Source organism: Streptococcus sanguinis (genome assembly GCF_900475275.1).
In the GTDB taxonomy this organism is placed as follows: domain Bacteria; phylum Bacillota; class Bacilli; order Lactobacillales; family Streptococcaceae; genus Streptococcus; species Streptococcus sanguinis_N.
In genome coordinates, this window is sequence record NZ_LS483364.1 from 1,515,449 (window position 1) to 1,536,447 (window position 20,999).

Here is a 20,999-nt window from a genome sequence, read left to right on the forward strand (position 1 = left end):
TCAACCTTGTTTATTTTTACTTCAGAATAATCGCTGCCACGATGGGGCTAACTAGAACGTACATGAGGCCGGTCACGCCAATCGCAAGTCCTGCCATAGCTCCTGCGACCTGGCCGTATTTAAAGGCGGTTCCCGTTCCTACCGCATGGCCTGTTCCCCCTAAAGCTAGACCAATAGCTACTGGATCCGTTATTTTTAAGAGCTTAAGAAGCGTTGGTCCTAATACACTGGTCAGAATGCCCGTCGCAACTACCACCACTAAGGTCACTGTAGCAAGTCCTTGCAGCTTGTCTGTGATACCGACAGCCATGGCCGTTGTGACAGATTTCGGAAAAAGAGAAACAGCTAGAAAGAAATCCATGCCGAAAAACTTAGCCAGCAGAGCCGTAAAGCTGGTATTGACTACAACCGCCGCAAAGGTCCCAATCAAAATACTGCGTGCATGGTGCTTCATCAAATGAAAAGTCTTGTAAAGCGGAATCCCCAAAGCAACCGTAGATGGCACAATTAGGTTGTTTAAATAGGAACCGCCGACATAGTAATCCTTGTAGGAAATACCAGATAGTTTCAAAAAAGCAATAACCAAAACTGCTGCAATCAGCAACGGTGTTGTCAAAGGATGAGGAAATCTCCGAAAAATCAATAGACCGAACAGATAGGCCAAGATAGACAAGGCAAGGCCAAAGAGAGGGTTGCTCCATAAATCAGACATTGCTGGCGTCTCCTTCCTCATAATCTCCTTCAAAACAAGTCTTAATCAGCTGCACCACAACTGCAGTCACACAGACATTGAGCACAATCGCTCCTAAAACAATCAAAATAATCGGCAGCAGATAAGGTGCAATGACCTGAAATTTATCCATGATACCAACTGCTGGAGGCAGAAAAAGAATGGTCATATTTGCCAAAAGAAAATTGCCAACCATACTGATATGACGCAGGCGTAGGAGCTTGAACTGCAGAGCCAAAAACAGCAAGACCAGGCCAATGATACTGCCCGGAACAGGCAGGTGGAAAACACTTGAAATCCCTTCTCCAACGAGGGAAATCATAAAAATAATCATCAACTGAACGTATAATTTCATACCAAACCTCCATCACTTGTATATCCAGTTTACTCCTTTTCGGAAAAATATCAAGGTGCTTTCAGAAATTAAAACCTTTACATCCAAAATTTGCTTATAAAAATTCCCTCTATTGTCTGCAATAGAGGGTCTTTCTTATTTAGCAGTCGTTTGAGTAACTTCCTAAACAGATACTAGATGTATTGAATCATAAAGAAAATCATGAGCACAATCAAGGCAAGGCTTGCTAAAAGAACTAGAATTTTCTTTGCGAGGTGGGTTTCCCAGTAGCCTGACTTGCCAATCGATGTATTAGTTTCTCTATAAAATTGCTGGTTTTCTCTAGGAAGCAGACTAACCAGCAAAATCAAGATAAGGGCTACTACAATGGTAAATGTAATCAATATTGTTTGCATTTTATTTCCTCAAGGCTCCAATCAATGTAAAAATCAAGCCAATCAAGATCATCAAGCCCAAGGCGATGACAAAGGCCTTGTTGAGATTTTCTCCCAAGCTGGCCTTTTCTTTCTTGGGCTTGGCTTGCTTGAGCTCATCTAACCGCCCCTCAATATCCTTATGAAATAAATCTTTTTTAGCCATCCTGACCTCCTAATAAAGGTTGGAGAGTCTCCTGATAAAGACTGACGGGTACATCGTTGGCATGCCGACCTTGAGCTTGCAAGGCTGACCGCATCTGCTCAACACCAGATAAGGCTTCTTCCAAAGTTGATGCCAGTTGAGCTGGCTGGCTGCTGTCGAAAATATGCTGTTGGGCAATGTAGTGACTGTCATGCAGGGTCTGCTCAAAGCCTAGAATCAAGAGATTGTTCTCAAAAGCCTTGCGCACTGCCTGCAGGACCTGACCGCCGTGATTGATATCCAGATAAATGTCTGATTCCAAGTAGAGCTGCTCAATCTGCTTGAGACTGGCATTTTGATAAAGGACGACATTCTTATAGGACAGCATAGATAAGAGCTTAGGCGACATTTCCGTAAGGGCAGCAATGCGAAATACTAGCTGCGGCAGGGACTGAACCAAGGTCTCTAAGCCTTCAATCTGATCCGAATGGGTCAAGATTAAGGCATCTTTTCGTAGGTAGTTGTCCCGCTTGAAGTCATAATGATAGCCCAGATGCAGGAACTTCTGCTGCTGGTCAGTCGCTGCCAGACTCTTGGCCTTTTCATAAGTTGCTAAATCTGGAATGACAATGGTCTGCGCCCGCAGCTGACTATTTTCTAGAATCAGCTGCATATTGCCCGGAAGCTCGTCATACAGAGGTTCCTGCCAGAAAAGAATATCCTGCCCAGCTCGGCCTGTCAAGCTGTGGGAAACCAGGAAAGAATAAGCCAGCGAATTAAAGAGAATGTGATCCAAGTCCAAGTCTAACCGCTCCAAAAAGAAACGGATAAAATCCACTCGGCTTTTAAAAATTCGCAAGGGCTCTTGGTCCAGAGTCAGGATGATGTCACCGGTGGCGTGATTTTCCACGATACGCTCCTGACCATCAGTGCTGTAATAGGTTGTGTTGAAAGCTTCCTGTCCTGATTTATAGGCTGTTTTCGCAAAGCAGCGGCCTTGCTTATTATAGCGCTCACTCAGTCGTAGCTGGCCTTTTTTATCCAGCCAGTCCACCTGTTTGACCAGCCGGCCCTTGGCTTGACTGGCATAATGAATCCGTGCCCTTTCTTCTCCCATGTCACTGACACGCGCCGCCTGGTGGTCGCCTGTGATTTCCCAGAAAGGCGGCACTGGTACTTGATTGAAAAAGAGCGGGTGGTCTACTCCCTCTTCATCCCCTAAAAAATAAGTATAGGGGGAGATCATGTCGTCCGGCAGAAAGCCATTGGCCTCAATGGCAATGGTCGGACAGTTATAGCCAGCTGCAAGGAGGGAATCATGCAGATCCTGGGTTTCCTGATTGTAATAATCAAAGAGCTGAATCATCTTTGACCTCCTTTAAAAGCTGGGACCAAGCCGCTTCAACCCGGCTGGTCAAATAATTCTCGGCCACTTGATAAGAGTGTTGGCTCATCTCCTGCTGGCGTCCTTGACTAAAGAGAGCTATTATTTTCTCCACAAAAGCAGCAATAATCTGATCCTCGACCTGATTGGAACTGACCGGCAGCAGATAGCCATTTTTACCATCATCGATAAAAGTCTGATTGCCATAGCGGACATCAAAGCCGATGAGAGGCAGACCTGATCCGACTGCTTCCATAAGCGTCAAACCAAAGCCTTCACTGGTTGAAGCTGTCAGATAAAGCTCATAGCCTGCATAAATCTGACTTAAATCTGCATGCCCTTTGAGCCGAATGTAGTCCTGAGCTCCTGCTTCCTCAATCCTGCGGCGCAGCTTCTCCTCTTCGCCCCCCTTACCGTAAATATCCAGAGTCAGCTCAGGCAGCTGGGCATGGGCTTGGACAGTAGCTGCCACTAGCCAATCGATATGCTTTTCCGTAGCAAGACGCGAAGCCGTGATCATGGAGTAAGGCTTGCGAGGATCTTTAGGATAAGTCAGCTGGTCCAGACTCCCCACCGGTATGGTGACAATTTTGGGCTGCTTGTTCGAGTAATGCTGGAACTGCTGCTCTAGAATCGTTTTCTGAGCCTCTGTTGCCACGATGAAAAAGTCCACCTTGTCTGCATTGGTAAACTGGTAGTCATAGAAATTGTTCCAGAGAATGTAGTCGTCACTGCTGGCATTTTCACTAAAATGCTCCGCATGGACCACTACTCCTAGCTTAGCCTTCTGGCTCTCCTCAAAGACAACCTGACCAATCCCTGTCTCCCTATCCAAGATGACCACATCATCTGACTGCAACTGCAAACACTGAAGAAAATAACGGACCAGCTCAGCCTTGGAATAGAAAATCCGATCTGGAAAGCGATAGAGCTCTTCCTGACCATCCTCTATCAGCATGTCATAGGCCACACTGCCGTCTTCATGGTAGAAACGGCGCTGGTAGAGGGTGGCAGATTCATTGTGGGGTGCGAAGTATTCACTGGCATAGCGGGCATAGGAGAAATAATCCTTGCGAATCAATCTCCCCCGCGAGACATACTCTACATGCTCCACAAAGTCCTGGTCTTCCTGCCGCAGATAGCAAGTGATAAACTGATCATCCTGCGGATAGAAATAACGGACAATCTTGCCCTCTCTCTCCGAGCGCTCTGGCTGACCTGCGACTTGAGCCAGCACCTGGTCTAGCGTCACTGTCGTCGGTGCAATATTGATATCGGTAAAGTAATTATAAAGCCAGATAACTTCCTCATCCAGAAAACCGATATTTTCCGTCAGATGCTGGATATTATCCGCTAAAATCATATCCATAAAGATAAACTTAGCCGGCTGCTGGATTCTGCGCAGAAGCTGGGCCCGATAAGCTTGGGCGTATTCTACACCGCTGCTGGCCCAGCCGATGCCTAAGTTGATGTTATATACTGTCATATTCTCCTCGTCTTACGGGAAGTACATGATGACTTCTCCTTTAGGGTTGAGTGCCAATTCACTCATCAAAAGATTCTTGACAATCTGCTGCTTCATGCGCTCCTTCATATATTCAAAGCCATCGTAAGCCTCTTGATAATATTCTACCAGAGGATTTTTCATAGAGAAATGCTGACCGCTCAAGGCTGTCTTGAGCTGCTGCAGATAGTCCACCTGCTCGACCCAGTTCTCATCAATAGCCTTGAGAACTGAGACCCGTTGAAAATGGGTAAAGAGCTTGTCAGACTTGAGATAGGCTTTCTTTGCCTGCAATTCCTGCTCGGCAATATCCTGCAAGAGCTCTGCAATTTTCTCCGGCGAATAAATATCGAAATCATAAGGAATACGCTCAGCATGATAGCTGAAATGGTCTAAGATAAAGCGATAGAGGTCAGCCCGTGTCTCATAGGACTGCTCATAGGCTGCCTGATGAATAACCTGACTGAGGACACGGCTGATTTCTTCATCAATCCGCTCTTCAGATTGAATCAGGCGATTGCGCTCAGCATAGGTAATCTCCCGCTGAATCTTCATACACTGGGCATATTCCAGCGTCATTCGACGGGACATCTTGGCGCTGCTTTCGCTGGCTCTCTGGGCCTTAGCCACTAAGCGTCTGAAACGGCGCTGTCCCAGCTGGACTGGATGCTGCTCAACCTCTTCGGTTGAGTAGTCCTTGTAGAACTTCTTGAGCCAGTCTGGTCCCCACTTCCTGAGCAGGTCATCCTCTAGCGAGATGAAGAACTTACTAATTCCCGGATCACCTTGGCGGCCAGAACGGCCACGAATCTGTAGGTCAATCCGCTGGTTCTCCATCCGCTCCGTACCAATCACCACGAGACCACCCAAATCTGCGACACCCAGTCCCAGCTTTATATCCGTACCTCGGCCGGCCATGGATGTAGCCACCGTCACCGCACCTTTCTGCCCAGACTCAGCGATGATTTGCGCCTCACGCGCCGCATTGTTGGCATTGAGCAGATTGTGGGCGATGCCTTCTCTCAGCAGTAGGGAAGAGTAAATCTCTGACATTTCCACTGAGCCGGTAAAAATCAAGAGCGGATTGCCTTGGGCATGGTAGTGCTTGACCTCGTCTAGTGAAGCAAAGACTTTTTCTGGCAGGGTCTGATAAAGTTGGTCTGGCAAATCCAGTCGAATCACTGGCTGGTTGGTCGGGATCTTGATGACAGACATGGAGTAAGTCTCCATAAACTCGCTCTCCACCACCTTGCCGGTCCCAGTCATACCAGAGATTTTCCGGAAGAGCCGGAAGAGATTCTGATAGGTGATGGATGCCATGGCCCGCGTTTCCTCCGTCAGCTTGACATGCTCCTTGGCCTCAATAGCCTGGTGCTGCCCTCCCTGAAGCCGGGTCATTTCCAGCAGACGGCCGGTTGCGCGGTCCAGAAGTACAACTTCTGCTTCTTTGTCACCCTGGCGGACAACATAGTCCTTATCCTTCTTGTAGAGCTTGTGGGCCCGCAAGGCTAGATTGAGGTGGCGGACCAACTCTTGATTTTCCTTGGAAAAAAGATGCTCCAAATCAAGAAAAGACTCTGCCGCTAAAATACCTTTCGATGTCAGCCAGACTTCATTCTTCTCGTCATCGTAGTGGTAGTCCTCGTCTTCTTTCAAAGTCGTAATGAAAGTATCCATGATACTATAGAAGTTTGACTGAACCCGAGGAGCACCAGAGATAACCAAAGGCACCTGAGCACTGTCCAAGAGGATGGAGTCAATCTCGTCTATGATGACATAGTTGAAAGGGCTAAGGTATTGGCTATCCTTATTCTCTGCTAGATTTTCAATCAGATAGTCAAAGCCCAAGGCGCTATTAGTCGTATAGACAATATCCGCTTGGTAAATCAGCCGCTTCTGCTTGGGCGTCAAATTTCCAGACTCATTAGCTACCACCGCTGCCTCAATAGTCAACCCAAGAAAACGATAGACCTGCCCCATTTCTTGAGCATCCCGCAGAGCCAGATAGGTATTGGTGGTCACCAGCATAGCTCCTTGTCCAGACAGGGCATTGAGATAGAGCGGCATGGTAGCCGTCAGAGTCTTGCCCTCTCCCGTAGCCATCTCAGCGACATTGCCTTCATGGAGAACAATCGCCCCCATGACCTGAACATCGTAGGGGAACATGCCCAGCACCCGCTTGTCCGCTTCCCGCACCACAGCATAAGCCTCCGGCAGCAGGTCGTCTAAAGTCTCACCTGCGGTCAGTCTCTCCTTAAATTCCTGTGTTTTCTTTCGCAGATCAGCGTCTGACAAGCCAGCCATTTCTGACTCAAAGCTCTTGACTTTGGCTAAGATTTTCTTTAAGCGCTGAATTTGAAAATGATTTTTAATCATCAGACTCCTCTATGATTCGGTCAATGTCTAGGCAATGAAACTCTAAGGACTCAACTCCTGCACTCAGCAGCTGAACCTTATAGCTATAGGCTTCGTTTGGGTAGGTAAAGATCATACTCTCCGAGCGCTCCACTTGATTGCTGATTTCTTTCTCATAACGGTCAAAGAAGATGATTTTCAGAAAGACGCTGGATTCAGGATAGGTGGTCATATCTCTAGACAGGCAATAGCGAGCTCCCTTTTTGAGCAAGGGGAGAGCAGGCACCTGCCGGTCTCGCTGATAGTTCCATTTGGAAGACCATTCATGGATGGTCTGGCCGGAGGACATCAGTTTATTTTCAAAAAATACATGTGAAGGGGAATGAATGATAAGGGTAGTTCCATAGAGATAGGTAAAGTCAGTCATTTTACCAGCTGCCGAAACCCCTCTCAGCTCTCCCCAGTAAATGCCCTTTCTTTTTTGAATGTTCATTTCTTTCTCCCAAATTCCTTTTCCAATATCATTCGATAGTAATTCATAAACCAAGACACAGACACAGCTAAGTCATCATTATGGCGTCCAGGGACACCTCTGCTAATCAGTTTGGCCTCAGTCAGATGAAGAGCCGCTACTAGGTCCTCATAGGCCGTCGGATCATAGTCTTCTTCTTTCATATAGGCGATACCAAAGGTCGTCCGGCTGAAATCAGCCTTCTCAAACTTACGCCAGTAGCGTTGATTCAACTCCTCTACATGTTCCTGATCTTTGCCCCCCGTGTGACGGTGAAGGACATCTAGAGCCGTCGGAAAGACCTCGGGCAGGCGTAAACGACCACGCTGAGCAATGGTTCCTAGATTTCCCAAGGGCTTGGACAAAACGATAGCCCGCGGACGAAACTCCGATCCGTAATAAACCGCACCGTAGGTCCCCATTGACATACCCGACAGGATTAGATCCCGCTCGGTAAAGCCCAGAAAGTCCAAATGCTCTTGGATAATCTTATGAATACTGCTCTCCAGCTCCTGGCTGCCCAGATAGAACATACCGCCATCCACGCGCGGATCAGAAAACAAGAGAAAAGGACAGCCCAGACTCCGCATCATTCCGAAGCCCTCGAAGCCTTCCGCCCGACGGTAACCAGAAAAATAAACAGCCAAAGGCGGCTTCAAATCTCCCGGATAAAAGAAGTAATTAATCTCCTGACGGTGGCTATCGCGAAAAATCTTCCCACCCAGAACATACTTACCAAACTCATAGCGGGTCAGGCGCTGATGCAGAGCACCGACCTGAATCCGTCCCTCACCTCTAGCCTCCAGACTGACGCCCAGATAGGAAGTAAAATCATTGTCCAGGACCATGGATTCCCGCATGTCCTCTTCTGTGAAAATAGTCTCGCGAGCAATGTCAGCAGTCGAGCCTTCTTGGATATTATAGAGGCGCAGCCGCAGCTCACAGCTGCCTGACTTTTCATACTCAAGCCAGAGTTCAACTGGATTGAACTTGTTGGCTATAATATTATATTTCCAAGATAGGATTGGCTGAAAGTCCTGACCAAAGTCACCTTCCAGCTCTAGATTTTCATAGCCATTGTAGCAAATCTTGCCCCAAAATCCAGGGCTGACCACCATATCAAGCGGGGTCATCTTATCCCCATATTGACCGGAAAAGAGAGCCTTGGACAGCTTGCGAACCAGGTCAGCTCGATCGCTCATATCCGTTGGCTGAGCGCAGTGACGCTTGAGAAAGTACTCAATATCCGCTTCCTGGGTTTCCTGTTCCTGATCATAGAAAACCGTATAAGGGATAATCTTGGCCTCAATCATAAACAAATCTGGGATCCGATGCAAATCGTCTACCAGAATCGCATCAAACTTGACAATCTTATCCATTTCCATGACCTTTTTGATAGCTAGATTGGAGTTAGGAAAGAAATAATACCAGGCCATATTGTCCGGAATGGAAAGCTCTTTGCTCCAATCGCTTGAGCCAATCTGTAAGATTTTCAGCTTATTTTGCATTCTCAGCCTCCTTGAGCCACTGTTCCCACCGGCCAATCAGCTCCAGACCAGTATTATGATGGATTTTTTCAATGGAATAAATCAGGGCTTGGTTCCAATTTTTCAAACCTTCCAAGTAATAGTCTGCAGCAATCGGAACATCAGAGATAGAGTCCAAGATATAGCCATTTTGCAGATGGGTCACATTGTCCGAGCCCACCAGATTGATTTGCGGAATCCCGGCAGAAATCCCAGCAATCTGCGTATAGAGATTGGGCTGCTCACTCAGGTCGATGATTAACCGTGTATCGTCCAGCTCCTGAATCAAGCTGAGCTCGTCCGTGATATTTTTAATCGTGAAACGGAGGTCCTGCTCCTGATTTTCCAACAGGGCATTCTCAGCCTGCTCACTGCGCCGGTAGTTCTTGACAAATTCATATTGATTCAGATATTCATCAATGACCTCCTGCACCTTGGTCTCTACCTTTTGGATTCCTTCCTGCCAGGCATTATAAACTCCGATGGTCAGCTCTGTATCTGGATGCTTGGCCACATAGTGGAGGACCTTGAAAATAGCGTAGTCATTAAGTATTTCTTCCAGATTAATCTGATAAAAAATCTTGGATTCGCGACGGCGTTGGCTCTTGCCCAGCTGCAAGCGAGTATCAAAAGGCGACAGGTAATGCACCTTCTGAGCTTGCTGGGGTAAGTAGCGCTGAATGGCCGCCTTAAAGTCCATGCGGTCAGTCAAAACTAGATCTGCCTGCTGCAAATCCGCCTCCAGAGCCTGCCAATCCACTGTATGATTGCGCTCGTGGAAAAAGCTGAGAATGACTCGAACCTGCTGGGGCAATAAGCGCAAAATAGCTTGATTGTATAGAGGATGCGCTGCCAGCACAAAGCGGCTGTCTGCTCCTGCATTGCGCTCGATGTAGTGGCCTAATTTCTCCAAGATTAAGTCCGGCATCCGATCGTACTCCAGCTTATCAAAGTCCAGTAAGTAAGCAGGGTTGACCTCTACCTGGCAGTCGTCAGGCTTGAGATGCTCACGAATCCGCCAGTCACCATCCGGCTGCAGGTAGTCCTGATACAGGGGCTGCCCCTCTTCATAGTAGGTGATACTGGAGACAAAGCCTCGATCATCAAAGATATAAAACTTGTCCAGCTGGTCATTCGTGAAAAACTTGATGAAGCTGATAAAGCCTTCTACTCCAAACTCGACATGGGCATAGAGCTGTCCATGCCTACGGACCATGACTAGAAAGGGTGTATAGACAAATTCGCAGTCTGGCTCCCAGTCCAGATCCTTGATTTGCAAGACCTGCATTTCTTTAGACTGGATTCCCTGAATCTCATCAAAAACCGAGTAATAGTCCGTCTCAAAAATATCCTGCCGATGCAAGAGGTAGCGGGCATGCGGCATATAGGCTGGCAAAAGCAGCTGGACGGGCAGATTTTCACTTTGAAAAATCCGAATCTGATGAATCGAGTCATCAAACTCCAGTCGCTGCATGGAGCGGTACCAAGGGACAATATCCCGGTGCCAAACTCGCTCCTCGCTGCCACTCCACGAAGGAATAAAGTAATACATAGTTTCTCCTACAACAATGAACGATAACGGTCATTCAGCGTCAAGGCTTCCACCTCGTCCTTAATAGAAAAGACCATTCCGATAAAAATCATAAAAATCCCCGGAATCATACTGAGCCGCAGATAGCGAATGTCCAGAAGGAGCACCATCATAGGCAGACCAGCAATCATAATCAGATAGAAAGAGCCCACAATAGCAAAATAAGTCACCAAGCCATTGATATAATGTCGCGTTGCTGCTCCGGGATAAACATTTTCAATATACTCTCCACTCTTTTGCATCCGCTCAGCAATCTGGTCGCCACTGATATTGATAAAGGCGAAGGCCAGTGCCAGGATGAAAATGGTCAGCAGATAAAGGATAAACCAAGCCGGACTTCCCATAGACAGCGCCTCTATCCATTGCTCAATCAGCTGATTGTCCGGCTGGAGAAAGTGGATAATCAAAAGGAAGTACTGGGGAATGCTGACCAAGGTCATGGCATACATGATGGGCATGCCGCCAGCAGGATTGAGACGAATATCCAGATAAGAGTATTTCTTGAAACGGTTATGGATATTGATCTTATTGACTGGAATTCGGTACTTGGACCGCTCAACTGTAACAGCCAGATAGAGAAAGACTAGGCTGAAAACCAGCAGCAAGCCCAGCCAAAGAGATGAAATCTTCAGCTCCTGAATGGAAAGCCAGATGTCCTGCGGAATGTAGGCAATCATGCTGGCCATGACAATCATGATGGAGCCGCCAAGTCCCATAGCAGCATTCAAATCGGTAAGCCAGATGAGAAAGTAAGTCCCAGCCATCAAGACCAAGGTATCTAAGACGATAATCGTAGTCATATCCACCCCACCTGCTTCTTGCAGTGGCAGGTTTAGGACCAGTGCCACGGACTGAATCAAGGCAATGACCAAGGTCAGTAGCATCCGCCGCCTTTCCTGCACTTCCAGAGGGAGCTTACTCAAGCCTAGGCGCTTGGACACAGCAAACATCTGCCAGATCAGCATAGAGGACATCCAAGGAGACAAGCCGACAGAAAAGAGCGACATACTGCGCAGATTCCCCCCCATCAGGGCTGTCGCATAGTTCAAGGTCGTAGAGGTTCCGTCCATGGCAGCTGCCTTACTCATATCGACGAAAGGCAGGGTCAGCTTGGTTCCCAAGACATAGATAAATAAGAAAAATAAGGTCCACAGAAACTTCTTGATAATGACTGGTTTAAAAAATGACTTCACACTGACTCCTCATGACGATGGCTGAAAAAGCTCTAAGATAAGACTTCCATCACCGCATCTACTAAGACTTTTTTGCTAAAATAACCTTCCTTGAGCAGGAAAGAGAACTTTCTAACCCGCTCGACCATAGCCTGATACTCCTCGGCAGTCAAGCCTTCTACAATCCGACTGGCCTCTTCCAGACTGTCTACGACATAGCCCAGACCGCGCTCGCGAATCAGCTCCGCATTGGACAGGTAAGAAGGGACGATGACCGGAATCCCAGCTGCCAGATAGGTGGCAGACTTATGAGAGATATTGAGACCATAGTATTCTGGCTCGTCTGCTGGATTTTCCTCGACACCCCAGACCAGACCTAGACCGCCCTTGGACAGCTCCAAGAGCAACTCTGGTCGGCTGACCCAGCCGCGATAGCTGACATTGACCTCTGGATTTGACTCCTCCTCAGGCGAAAAAATCTCCAGCGGCGTAGCATAAGACCAATTGATCAGATGGGAAAAACGTTCCACACTTCCAGCAAAATACAACTTGCGGGCAAACTGAGGCTGGTGCAGGGGCAGATCATAGGGATGATCCCACATGCGCTGGACCAAAATCTTGTCCACCGTCAGCCCCTCTGCCAGAAGCTTATCCCGCATCTGCTCAGAAGGCACGATGACCACATCTGACTTATTGTACATATCGATATACTCCGGCATCAGATAATAGTTTGACGGAAACATCAGCGGCGGTACATCATGGATAAAGGTCACCAGCTTGGCCTGCAAAATCTTCAGCTTGCTGATAAAGGCCTGGTCAAACTCCCGACCATTCCAAGTCGGCGACTGATAGATAACCACATCGCCATAGCCCACACTAGCCATGATACCGTCCAGACGACGACTGAGCTCCGACTGGCTGTCGCTGTAAATATCGTAAAAATAAAAACTTAGTTCATTGAAGCCCAGCTGCTTGGCGAGCTTGGTCACATCATTCTGGGCAATCAAGGCCGTACTCTGGCCAGACATACCGTATAGATTGGTAATATTAACTTTCATATTCTTTTTCTAATCTTCATTCCTGAGCCAGATTGGCAACAATCTGACTGTCATAAGCTTGGTCGTCTCTAAACTCAATATCTTGATCAAAGTTGTGCTCAGCCGTATGCTTGTGCGACAGCTTGACCTTGTGTCTAGCCCCCATCTGGAACCACTCATACTCTGAGTCAATATGCCCAATATCCAGAGCTCGATAACCTTCCTGAACCAAATCATAGACCAAGACCTTGGCCGTCGGACCCAGCATGGTCAAAATCAGACGATTATCCGCTTGCTCACGAACGGCTTGCTTAATGGCCTCTAGCTTGCTGTAGGCATTGCGAGAAGGACAGATAATCCGCTTGATGGACCTAGCCCCGTCAAAAAGGTCATTGCCCACACCAGAGCGGGAAGTCAAGCCCTCTACTATCAAGAGGTCCTTGTCCTGCCATAGCTGCTTGAGCTTTGCAAAATAGCCCGCAGACGGCGTCTTATCTTCCAAATCGATATAAGGCCGGGAAATAAAAGTTGATCCGTACCAAGGTGCTCGGCAGATCTCTTGATAATCTGACAAGTGATAATACAAGTGAACTTTCCAAAAATTCTGGGCATCAATGGAATAGCGTTCTAACCCTGTAAAGACATCGGACAGACAGACCATCAAACGCTCATCGCTCTCCATAGACATAATCTCTCTCAAGCGCGCTGACAGCTCTGGATCGTATTCCTGATAGACGATACCACTACCTGCAATCAAATCCATCTCCCCATCTCCAAAGCGAACCACTGAAGCACCTTTCTCCAAGAGATAATCCAGTGATTGGTCGATAGAGAGTACAGAAATCTGCCGCTCTTCAGGCTCGGCCAAGCATAGCTTCTCAATAGCCTGCACCATGACTTCAGGGTTGTCAACTGGAAATACCTCTTGACCCTGTTGGCCATGGGCTGTGCTGTCAAAGGCAAAGACTGGCTTGCCAGCAGACTTAAAGCGAGCAATAATATCCCCTACCTCATCACCGGCATTGATATCTAGCAGCAGCTGAGACTTGGCTTCCAGTGACTCCAAGAGAGCCGGAATACCCGCAATATCTGAACTGACGCTGACATTAGGATACTGGAGCAGACGCGTGATTGGCTCTGCCACCACTACCGGTGCCGCGATGTAAAAATGACAAGCAGGCAGGGCTTGAATCAGATAGTTGATATGCATCAGGTCACAAGAGTAGGTATAGACTAGGCAGGACAGACTTGATCCCTCTTCACCTTCCACCATCTTTTGAGTCAGGGCTCCGACCGGCTCCTGCATATCCGACCAATCCAGTCCCTGATAGAACCACCAGACCTCACGATAGATGGACTGAGTGTACTCTTTCCAAGGCTTGCGCTCGGTCAGATAGTGAATCACAGGCGGATAGAGACCTTTTTCAGGTTCATAGTCCGAAAAGGTCGTGTGCAGCGTAATACAGTTATAAGCAAAAGGCAGCTCCATCCAGCGGTTTTCAAAGAGCATATTGAGAATGCTTTGGTCACCAGACGGTACCTTGTCATGCCATTCATTGGTCAGTTCAATCAAACGTTGGCGAATATTTTCTTGCTTCCAAAGGGCATTATTGATTAATAAGAACCCAGCATTAAAGATATGCTGATGAAAATACACTTGCCCACCCAGATCCTTGACCGCAGCAAGTGGTGCATCTCCAAATTCTGTTTCAAATAAGGAGCTTAAATCCCGCGTGACAACGATATCGCAATCCAAATACAAAGCCTTGTCTTCCTCAACAAAATCTGCTACGAAATAGCGCAGGAAAACAGTATAACTTATATCTGTTTTAAAATTTGATACCAGCGAAGCAGACACCCGAGCATTGACAATCTGGCAGTCCAGCTTAGCAAGCTTTTTCTGCATGCTGACAAACCACTCTGTCGGAAAGTCACTGTTGATGACATAAAACTTGATAAAGCGATTGTGGCAGACGATGGACTTAATGGTGGTTAAGACCTGCTCACTATAGGCAGCATTAGCCGCCAGCACCACAGCCCGAAAGACTTGCGGCTTCTCTCTTTTCATCAGACTGCGCAGCTTTTCCACCATCTCCTGTGGATTTTCATGCGGATAGACCAGCTCTTCGTTTTCATTTTTCTTAGTATTGTCAAAAGCCAGAACTGGCTTGCCAAGTGCCTTGAAACGACTACTCATCTCATAGTGCTCGCTTCCATGGTGAATATCCAAATAGACCTGGCACTTATCGATGAGCTCATCCAGAACTGCATGGATAACCTGCGGATAAAGATAGATGTTCTCATACTGGTTCAAAGATTGCAGATAAGCTCCCATCTCTGTGTAACAGGCGATGTGAAAATCAACCCTAGGCAGGGACTGGGCTAAAAACTCTATCTGCTCTAACTCCTGTACATCTGTCAGGAGCATGCAGTTCAGAGCTGCCTTCTCCCAATGGTCCGGCATCTCAAACTCTCCCCGATGATGGGCTAAAATCTCCTCTAGACTCAAGGCCTGAAAGTCCCACCAAAGCTGACGGTAGCGATAGCTAACTTCCGAGTTCCAAGGCTTGCGAAAGGTCGTATAGTGGATAATCAGAGGTTCCTGATCCAGCTCAAAATGACCATTCCAGCCGCTGTAAAAGGCCACCAAGTCATGGCCTACCTGCAGATTGTAAATTTTATCCAAGGACAGCCAGTCCTGAGCCAGCACATGATTTAACACTGTCTGATCGCCGTTGAAATCCTCCATCTGGCCAGACTGGACCAAGCCCATGATGCGGTCCGTTTCCTTGATAAAGGTCTCCTGCAGCTGCCTTTCTTTCCAAGCTCGATTATCAATTAGCAGAACGCCAGCATTAAAGCCATAACCTCCGGCATCTCCAACTGCGGCGACAAGCTTGCTTTCCAGAGGAATATCAAATAAAGGCTGCAAATCACTATTGACCACCAGATCGCTGTCCAGATAAAGGACGCGCTCCTCTGCTACAAACTGCGGAATGAAATAGCGAGCATAGGTAGCTGAGCTGATATGGTCCTGAGTCAGCCACTCTGGACTGATCATCACTTGGTCCAAGCTGATATTAATTAGTTCACTATCCAGCTGCTCGGCCAGCTCATTAAATTCATGAAACCATTCGTCACTTAATCCTTGATTGAAAACATAGATTTTTGCATTTTTATTGTAATATAAAATCGACTTAATCGTTGTAGAGACTTGCTCCTGATAAGCCTGATCCCCAACTAAAACTATCGTTTTCATTTCTTCCCTTACTCTTTCATTTCATAAACTCTAAAACATCATTTCTATACTTGATATTATATAAAATATTGTCCAAAAAATCTATATTCTCAAGGACTTTCCTGCTGAATAAAGAACACTTTTTTCTACTAAATTGTCAAAAAAACAGGAAGTTGTCAAAACTTCCTGTTTCTATTGCCTCTCGGTTTCTTTTTACTAGTTTCTAGTCTAGGATTTTAGGAAGCAAGCACCAGAAATAATCAAATTATTTCCTTTACAACTTGCTCTGCCCATCACTTCCACAGCTCACTAATTGAGTGAACTTTCGACGGACTAAAAGATAAACTGATCGGCTCTATTTACTGCTACTCCTCAGAGTCGCTTTTCTTTTTACGTCTCTTGAAGGCCAAGCCCAATGCTCCTAAGCCCAGAGCCAGGATGGAAGCCTTGCTCTCCGTTTCCCCTGTCTGTGGCAGACGACCTCTGGAAATCAGATCCAGCTCAGACTGTCTTGCTGAAGCGGATAGACTTTCAGATGTGCTCTGACTAGCTGACAGGCTCGTAGACAGGCTTTCTGATACAGACTGACTGACACGGGCAAGCTCGCTGAGGCTGACCGCTGCTGACAGTGACTCACTTGTAGAAAGACTGAGTGAGTAGAATTCCTTCTCATGAACCAGATTCAGCTGACTATGCAAGACTGATGTGCTGGTGCTTACTGAGGTTGACTCACTTATTGACTGAGAATCGCTAATCGAAGCACTTTCCGAACCAGACAGGCTAGCCGAAGTACTTGCAGATTCTGAGGCACTTACTGAAGTGGATTCGCTCGTTGAGGCTGACTCACTTGCTGACGCTGATGCGCTGGCTGATACTGACGCACTAGTCGATACTGACGTGCTGGCGCTTACTGATGCGCTCGTTGAGGCTGACTCACTCGCTTTCGCAGATGAGCTTGTTGAAGCTGAGGTACTTGCACTTACTGATGCGCTGGTTGATGCCGATGTGCTTGCTGAAACTGAGGCATTCGTGGAAGCAGACTCACTTGCACTTACTGATGCACTCGTTGATGCGGACGTACTTGCTGATACTGAGGCACTGGTTGATGCCGATGTGCTTGCTGAAACTGATGCACTCGTGGAAGCAGACTCACTTGCACTTACTGATGCACTCGTTGACGCGGACGTACTTGCAGATACTGACGCACTCGTTGACGCGGACGTACTTGCGCTTACTGATGCACTCGTTGACGCGGACGTGCTGGCGCTGACTGACGCACTCGTTGACGCGGACGTACTTGCACTCACAGATGCACTTGTCGACGCGGACGTGCTTGCAGATACGGATGCACTTGTTGAGGCTGACGTACTTGCGCTTACTGATGCACTCGTTGAAGCTGACGTACTTGCACTCACAGATGCACTCGTTGACGCGGACGTACTTGCAGATACAGATGCGCTCGTGGAAGCTGACGTACTTGCACTTACTGATGCGCTCGTGGACGCAGACGTGCTTGCTGATACAGATGCACTCGTCGATGCTGATTCACTTGCTGATACGGACGCACTCGTTGAGGCAGACTCGCTCGCTCTCGCAGATGAGCTAGTTGAAGCTGATTCACTTGCGGATACCGACGCACTCGTCGAAGCGGACGTGCTTGCTGATACAGATACACTCGTCGATGCTGATTCACTCGCAGATACAGACGCGCTGGTTGACGCAGACGTACTTGCACTTACAGACGCGCTAGTTGAGGCGGAAGTACTGGCACTCACTGACGCACTTGTCGAGGCGGACGTACTTGCACTTACTGATGCGCTCGTTGACGCTGAGGTGCTTGCACTCACAGATGCACTTGTCGACGCGGACGTGCTTGCTGAAACTGATGCACTCGTTGAAGCGGACGTGCTGGCGCTGACTGATGCACTCGTTGAAGCGGACGTACTTGCTGATACAGATGCGCTCGTTGAGGCTGAGGTGCTTGCAGATACTAACGCGCTCGTCGAGGCGGACGTGCTTGCACTTACTGACGCGCTCGTTGAGGCTGAGGTGCTTGCAGATACTGACGCACTCGTTGAAGCGGACGTACTTGCACTTACTGATGCACTCGTGGACGAGGACGTGCTTGCGGATACCGACGCACTCGTCGATGCTGAGGTACTTGCACTTACCGACGCGCTCGTTGAGGCTGAGGTGCTTGCGCTGACTGACGCGCTAGTAGACGCTGAGGTGCTTGCACTCACAGATGCACTCGTGGACGAGGACGTACTTGCTGATACAGATGCGCTCGTGGAAGCTGACGTACTTGCGCTTACTGACGCACTCGTGGAAGCTGATTCACTTGCACTCACTGACGCGCTCGTTGAGGCTGATTCACTTGCACTCACTGACGCGCTCGTTGAGGCTGACGTACTTGCTGATACAGATGCGCTCGTCGATGCTGACGTGCTTGCACTCACTGACGCACTCGTCGACGCGGACGTACTTGCGCTCACTGATGCGCTCGTCGATGCAGATTCACTCGCAGACACAGACGCGGACGTACTTGCTGAAACTGATGCACTCGTGGAAGCAGACTCACTTGCACTTACTGATGCACTCGTGGACGAGGACGTACTTGCAGATACTGACGCGCTCGTCGAGGCGGACGTGCTTGCACTTACTGACGCGCTCGTTGAGGCTGAGGTGCTTGCAGATACTGACGCACTCGTTGAAGCGGACGTACTTGCACTTACCGACGCGCTCGTTGACGCTGAGGTGCTTGCGCTGACTGACGCGCTAGTAGACGCGGAGGTGCTTGCGGATACTGACGAACTGGTCGACGCTGAGGTACTTGCGCTTACTGACGCACTCGTTGAAGCTGAGGTGCTTGCACTTACGGATGCGCTCGTCGAGGCGGACGTACTTGCACTTACTGACGCGCTCGTGGAAGCAGAGGTGCTTGCGCTGACTGACGCACTCGTCGATGCTGAAGTGCTTGCACTTACGGATGCGCTCGTTGAGGCAGACGTGCTTGCACTTACTGACGCACTCGTTGACGCTGAAGTGCTTGCGGATACTGACGCACTTGTCGACGCTGAGGTACTTGCGCTTACGGATGCGCTCGTTGAAGCGGACGTACTTGCAGAAACAGAGGCACTTGTTGAAGCGGACGTACTTGCACTTACTGACGCGCTCGTGGAAGCAGACGTACTTGCGCTTACGGACGCACTTGTTGACGCAGATGTACTTGCGGATACTGAGGCACTCGTCGAAGCTGAAGTACTTGCTGAAACTGATGCGCTCGTGGACGCTGAGGTACTTGCACTTACTGAGGCACTCGTGGACGCAGACGTACTTGCGCTTACGGATGCGCTCGTTAAAGCGGACGTACTTGCAGAAACAGAGGCACTTGTTGAAGCGGACGTACTTGCACTTACGGAGGCGCTGGTTGACGCAGATGTGCTGGCACTTACTGATGCGCTCGTCGATGCAGATTCACTCGCAGACACAGACGCGCTCGTTGAAGCGGACGTACTTGCACTCACTGACGCGCTCGTTGAAGCAGACGTACTTGCTGAAACTGATGCGCTCGTGGACGCTGAGGTACTTGCACTTACTGAGGCACTCGTGGACGCAGACGTACTTGCGCTTACGGATGCGCTCGTTAAAGCGGACGTACTTGCAGAAACAGAGGCACTTGTTGAAGCGGACGTACTTGCACTTACGGAGGCGCTGGTTGACGCAGATGTGCTGGCACTTACTGATGCGCTCGTCGATGCAGATTCACTCGCAGACACAGACGCGCTCGTTGAAGCGGACGTACTTGCACTCACTGACGCGCTAGCAGACGCGGACGTGCTGGCACTCATTGACGCGCTCGTCGATGCCGATGTGCTGGCACTTACTGACGCACTGGTTGACGCGGATGTACTTGCTGATACAGATGCACTAGTAGACGCGGACGTGCTTGCTGATACAGACGCGCTAGTAGACGCCGAGGTACTTGCGCTCACTGATGCACTCGTCGATGCGGACGTGCTGGCACTTACCGACGCACTCGTTGACGCTGAGGTACTTGCACTCACAGATGCACTCGTCGATGCGGACGTGCTGGCTGAAACGGACGCACTGGTCGAAGCCGACGTACTTGCAGATACTGACGCACTGGTCGATGCGGACGTGCTGGCACTCATTGACGCGCTCGTAGATGCCGATGTGCTGGCACTTACTGACGCACTGGTTGACGCGGACGTGCTGGCACTTACTGACGCACTCGTCGATGCAGATTCACTTGCAGATACAGATGCACTCGTCGATGCTGAAGTACTTGCAGATACAGATGCGCTCGTAGATGCCGATGTGCTTGCAGACACAGATGCACTCGTTGACGCAGACGTGCTTGCAGATACTGAAGCACTCGTTGACGCAGACGTACTTGCGCTTACTGATGCACTCGTCGATGCAGATTCACTTGCAGATACTGATGCACTCATGGATGCGGACGTACTTGCACTCACTGACGCACTTGTCGACGCGGACGTACTTGCAGATACGGATGCACTTGTTGAGGCGGAGGTACTTGCACTGACTGACGCACTCGTCGACGCGGACGTACTTGCGCTTACTGATGCACTTGTGGACGCGGATGTACTTGCTGATACGGATGCACTCGTTGAAGCGGACGTACTTGCGCTTACTGATGCACTTGTTGAGGCTGACGTGCTGGCTGAAACTGAAGCACTCGTTGATGCAGACGTACTTGCGCTGACTGACGCGCTCGTTGAAGCGGACGTACTTGCAGAAACAGAGGCACTTGTTGAAGCGGACGTACTTGCACTTACTGACGCGCTCGTGGAAGCAGACGTACTTGCGCTTACGGATGCGCTCGTGGAGGCTGAGGTACTTGCACTTACGGACGCACTTGTTGACGCAGATGTACTTGCGGATACTGAGGCACTCGTCGAAGCTGAAGTACTTGCTGAAACTGACGCACTAGTGGACGCGGACGTACTTGCGCTTACAGACGCGCTCGTCGATGCGGACGTACTTGCACTTA

At 48.9% G+C, this 20,999-nt stretch carries 13 protein-coding genes and 1 pseudogene; all 14 read right to left on the reverse strand.

Annotated elements, in window-relative coordinates; translation table 11 throughout:
• Positions 1-16 precede the first annotated feature (16 nt).
• Positions 17-712 (reverse strand): LrgB family protein, encoded by a 696-nt coding sequence (locus DQM55_RS07535; protein WP_002895926.1) that lies wholly within the window; start codon positions 710-712, stop codon positions 17-19.
• Positions 705-1,085, reverse strand: a complete 381-nt coding sequence (locus DQM55_RS07540) for a CidA/LrgA family protein (RefSeq protein WP_061588930.1) — start codon at positions 1,083-1,085, stop codon at positions 705-707. Before DQM55_RS07540 ends, DQM55_RS07535 begins: the two co-directional genes overlap by 8 nt.
• 173 nt (positions 1,086-1,258) lie before the next feature.
• Positions 1,259-1,480 (reverse strand): accessory Sec system protein Asp5, encoded by a 222-nt coding sequence (gene asp5 / locus DQM55_RS07545; protein WP_061588929.1) that lies wholly within the window; start codon positions 1,478-1,480, stop codon positions 1,259-1,261.
• Position 1,481: 1 nt separating this feature from the next.
• The gene (asp4, locus tag DQM55_RS07550; protein ID WP_002912143.1) at positions 1,482-1,664 is read right to left on the reverse strand and encodes an accessory Sec system protein Asp4; all 183 of its coding nucleotides are present in this window, start codon (positions 1,662-1,664) and stop codon (positions 1,482-1,484) included.
• Positions 1,657-3,009, reverse strand: coding sequence for an accessory Sec system glycosylation chaperone GtfB (gene gtfB / locus DQM55_RS07555; protein ID WP_061588928.1), 1,353 nt, complete (start codon positions 3,007-3,009; stop codon positions 1,657-1,659). The genes asp4 and gtfB overlap by 8 nt, the downstream gene beginning before the upstream one ends.
• A complete protein-coding gene (gtfA, locus tag DQM55_RS07560; protein WP_111676005.1) occupies positions 2,993-4,513 on the reverse strand; it encodes an accessory Sec system glycosyltransferase GtfA in 1,521 nt (506 codons plus the stop codon). Before gtfA ends, gtfB begins: the two co-directional genes overlap by 17 nt.
• A 12-nt stretch (positions 4,514-4,525) precedes the next feature.
• Positions 4,526-6,907, reverse strand: a complete 2,382-nt coding sequence (gene secA2, locus DQM55_RS07565) for an accessory Sec system translocase SecA2 (RefSeq protein ID WP_111676006.1) — start codon at positions 6,905-6,907, stop codon at positions 4,526-4,528.
• Positions 6,900-7,379, reverse strand: a complete 480-nt coding sequence (gene asp3 / locus DQM55_RS07570) for an accessory Sec system protein Asp3 (protein WP_061588925.1) — start codon at positions 7,377-7,379, stop codon at positions 6,900-6,902. Before asp3 ends, secA2 begins: the two co-directional genes overlap by 8 nt.
• Positions 7,376-8,905, reverse strand: a complete 1,530-nt coding sequence (asp2, locus tag DQM55_RS07575; RefSeq protein ID WP_111676007.1) for an accessory Sec system protein Asp2 — start codon at positions 8,903-8,905, stop codon at positions 7,376-7,378. Before asp2 ends, asp3 begins: the two co-directional genes overlap by 4 nt.
• Positions 8,895-10,475 (reverse strand): accessory Sec system protein Asp1, encoded by a 1,581-nt coding sequence (gene asp1 / locus DQM55_RS07580; protein ID WP_111676008.1) that lies wholly within the window; start codon positions 10,473-10,475, stop codon positions 8,895-8,897. Before asp1 ends, asp2 begins: the two co-directional genes overlap by 11 nt.
• Positions 10,476-10,483: 8 nt before the next feature.
• On the reverse strand, positions 10,484-11,707 hold the full coding sequence (gene secY2 / locus DQM55_RS07585) for an accessory Sec system protein translocase subunit SecY2 (protein WP_111676009.1): 1,224 nt from the start codon (positions 11,705-11,707) through the stop codon (positions 10,484-10,486).
• A 32-nt stretch (positions 11,708-11,739) separates the two neighbouring features.
• On the reverse strand, positions 11,740-12,744 hold the full coding sequence (locus DQM55_RS07590; protein ID WP_111676010.1) for a sugar transferase: 1,005 nt from the start codon (positions 12,742-12,744) through the stop codon (positions 11,740-11,742).
• 16 nt (positions 12,745-12,760) lie between these two features.
• Positions 12,761-15,982: an SP_1767 family glycosyltransferase gene (locus DQM55_RS07595; protein WP_111676011.1), complete on the reverse strand. Its 3,222-nt coding sequence runs from the start codon at positions 15,980-15,982 to the stop codon at positions 12,761-12,763.
• A 344-nt stretch (positions 15,983-16,326) separates the two neighbouring features.
• Positions 16,327-20,640: pseudogene (locus tag DQM55_RS11925) on the reverse strand (LPXTG cell wall anchor domain-containing protein); the annotation flags it as partial.
• Positions 20,641-20,999: the final 359 nt, after the last annotated feature.

Coding starts and splice junctions, on each gene's coding strand:
- DQM55_RS07540 (WP_061588930.1), bottom strand. CDS start 1,085: ATGAAATTATACGTTCAGTTGATGATTATTTTTATGATTTCCCTCGTT.
- gtfA (WP_111676005.1), bottom strand. CDS start 4,513: ATGACAGTATATAACATCAACTTAGGCATCGGCTGGGCCAGCAGCGGT.
- asp1 (WP_111676008.1), bottom strand. CDS start 10,475: ATGTATTACTTTATTCCTTCGTGGAGTGGCAGCGAGGAGCGAGTTTGG.
- DQM55_RS07535 (WP_002895926.1), bottom strand. CDS start 712: ATGTCTGATTTATGGAGCAACCCTCTCTTTGGCCTTGCCTTGTCTATC.
- asp4 (WP_002912143.1), bottom strand. CDS start 1,664: ATGGCTAAAAAAGATTTATTTCATAAGGATATTGAGGGGCGGTTAGAT.
- DQM55_RS07590 (WP_111676010.1), bottom strand. CDS start 12,744: ATGAAAGTTAATATTACCAATCTATACGGTATGTCTGGCCAGAGTACG.
- asp3 (WP_061588925.1), bottom strand. CDS start 7,379: ATGAACATTCAAAAAAGAAAGGGCATTTACTGGGGAGAGCTGAGAGGG.
- secA2 (WP_111676006.1), bottom strand. CDS start 6,907: ATGATTAAAAATCATTTTCAAATTCAGCGCTTAAAGAAAATCTTAGCC.
- gtfB (WP_061588928.1), bottom strand. CDS start 3,009: ATGATTCAGCTCTTTGATTATTACAATCAGGAAACCCAGGATCTGCAT.
- DQM55_RS07595 (WP_111676011.1), bottom strand. CDS start 15,982: ATGAAAACGATAGTTTTAGTTGGGGATCAGGCTTATCAGGAGCAAGTC.
- asp2 (WP_111676007.1), bottom strand. CDS start 8,905: ATGCAAAATAAGCTGAAAATCTTACAGATTGGCTCAAGCGATTGGAGC.
- asp5 (WP_061588929.1), bottom strand. CDS start 1,480: ATGCAAACAATATTGATTACATTTACCATTGTAGTAGCCCTTATCTTG.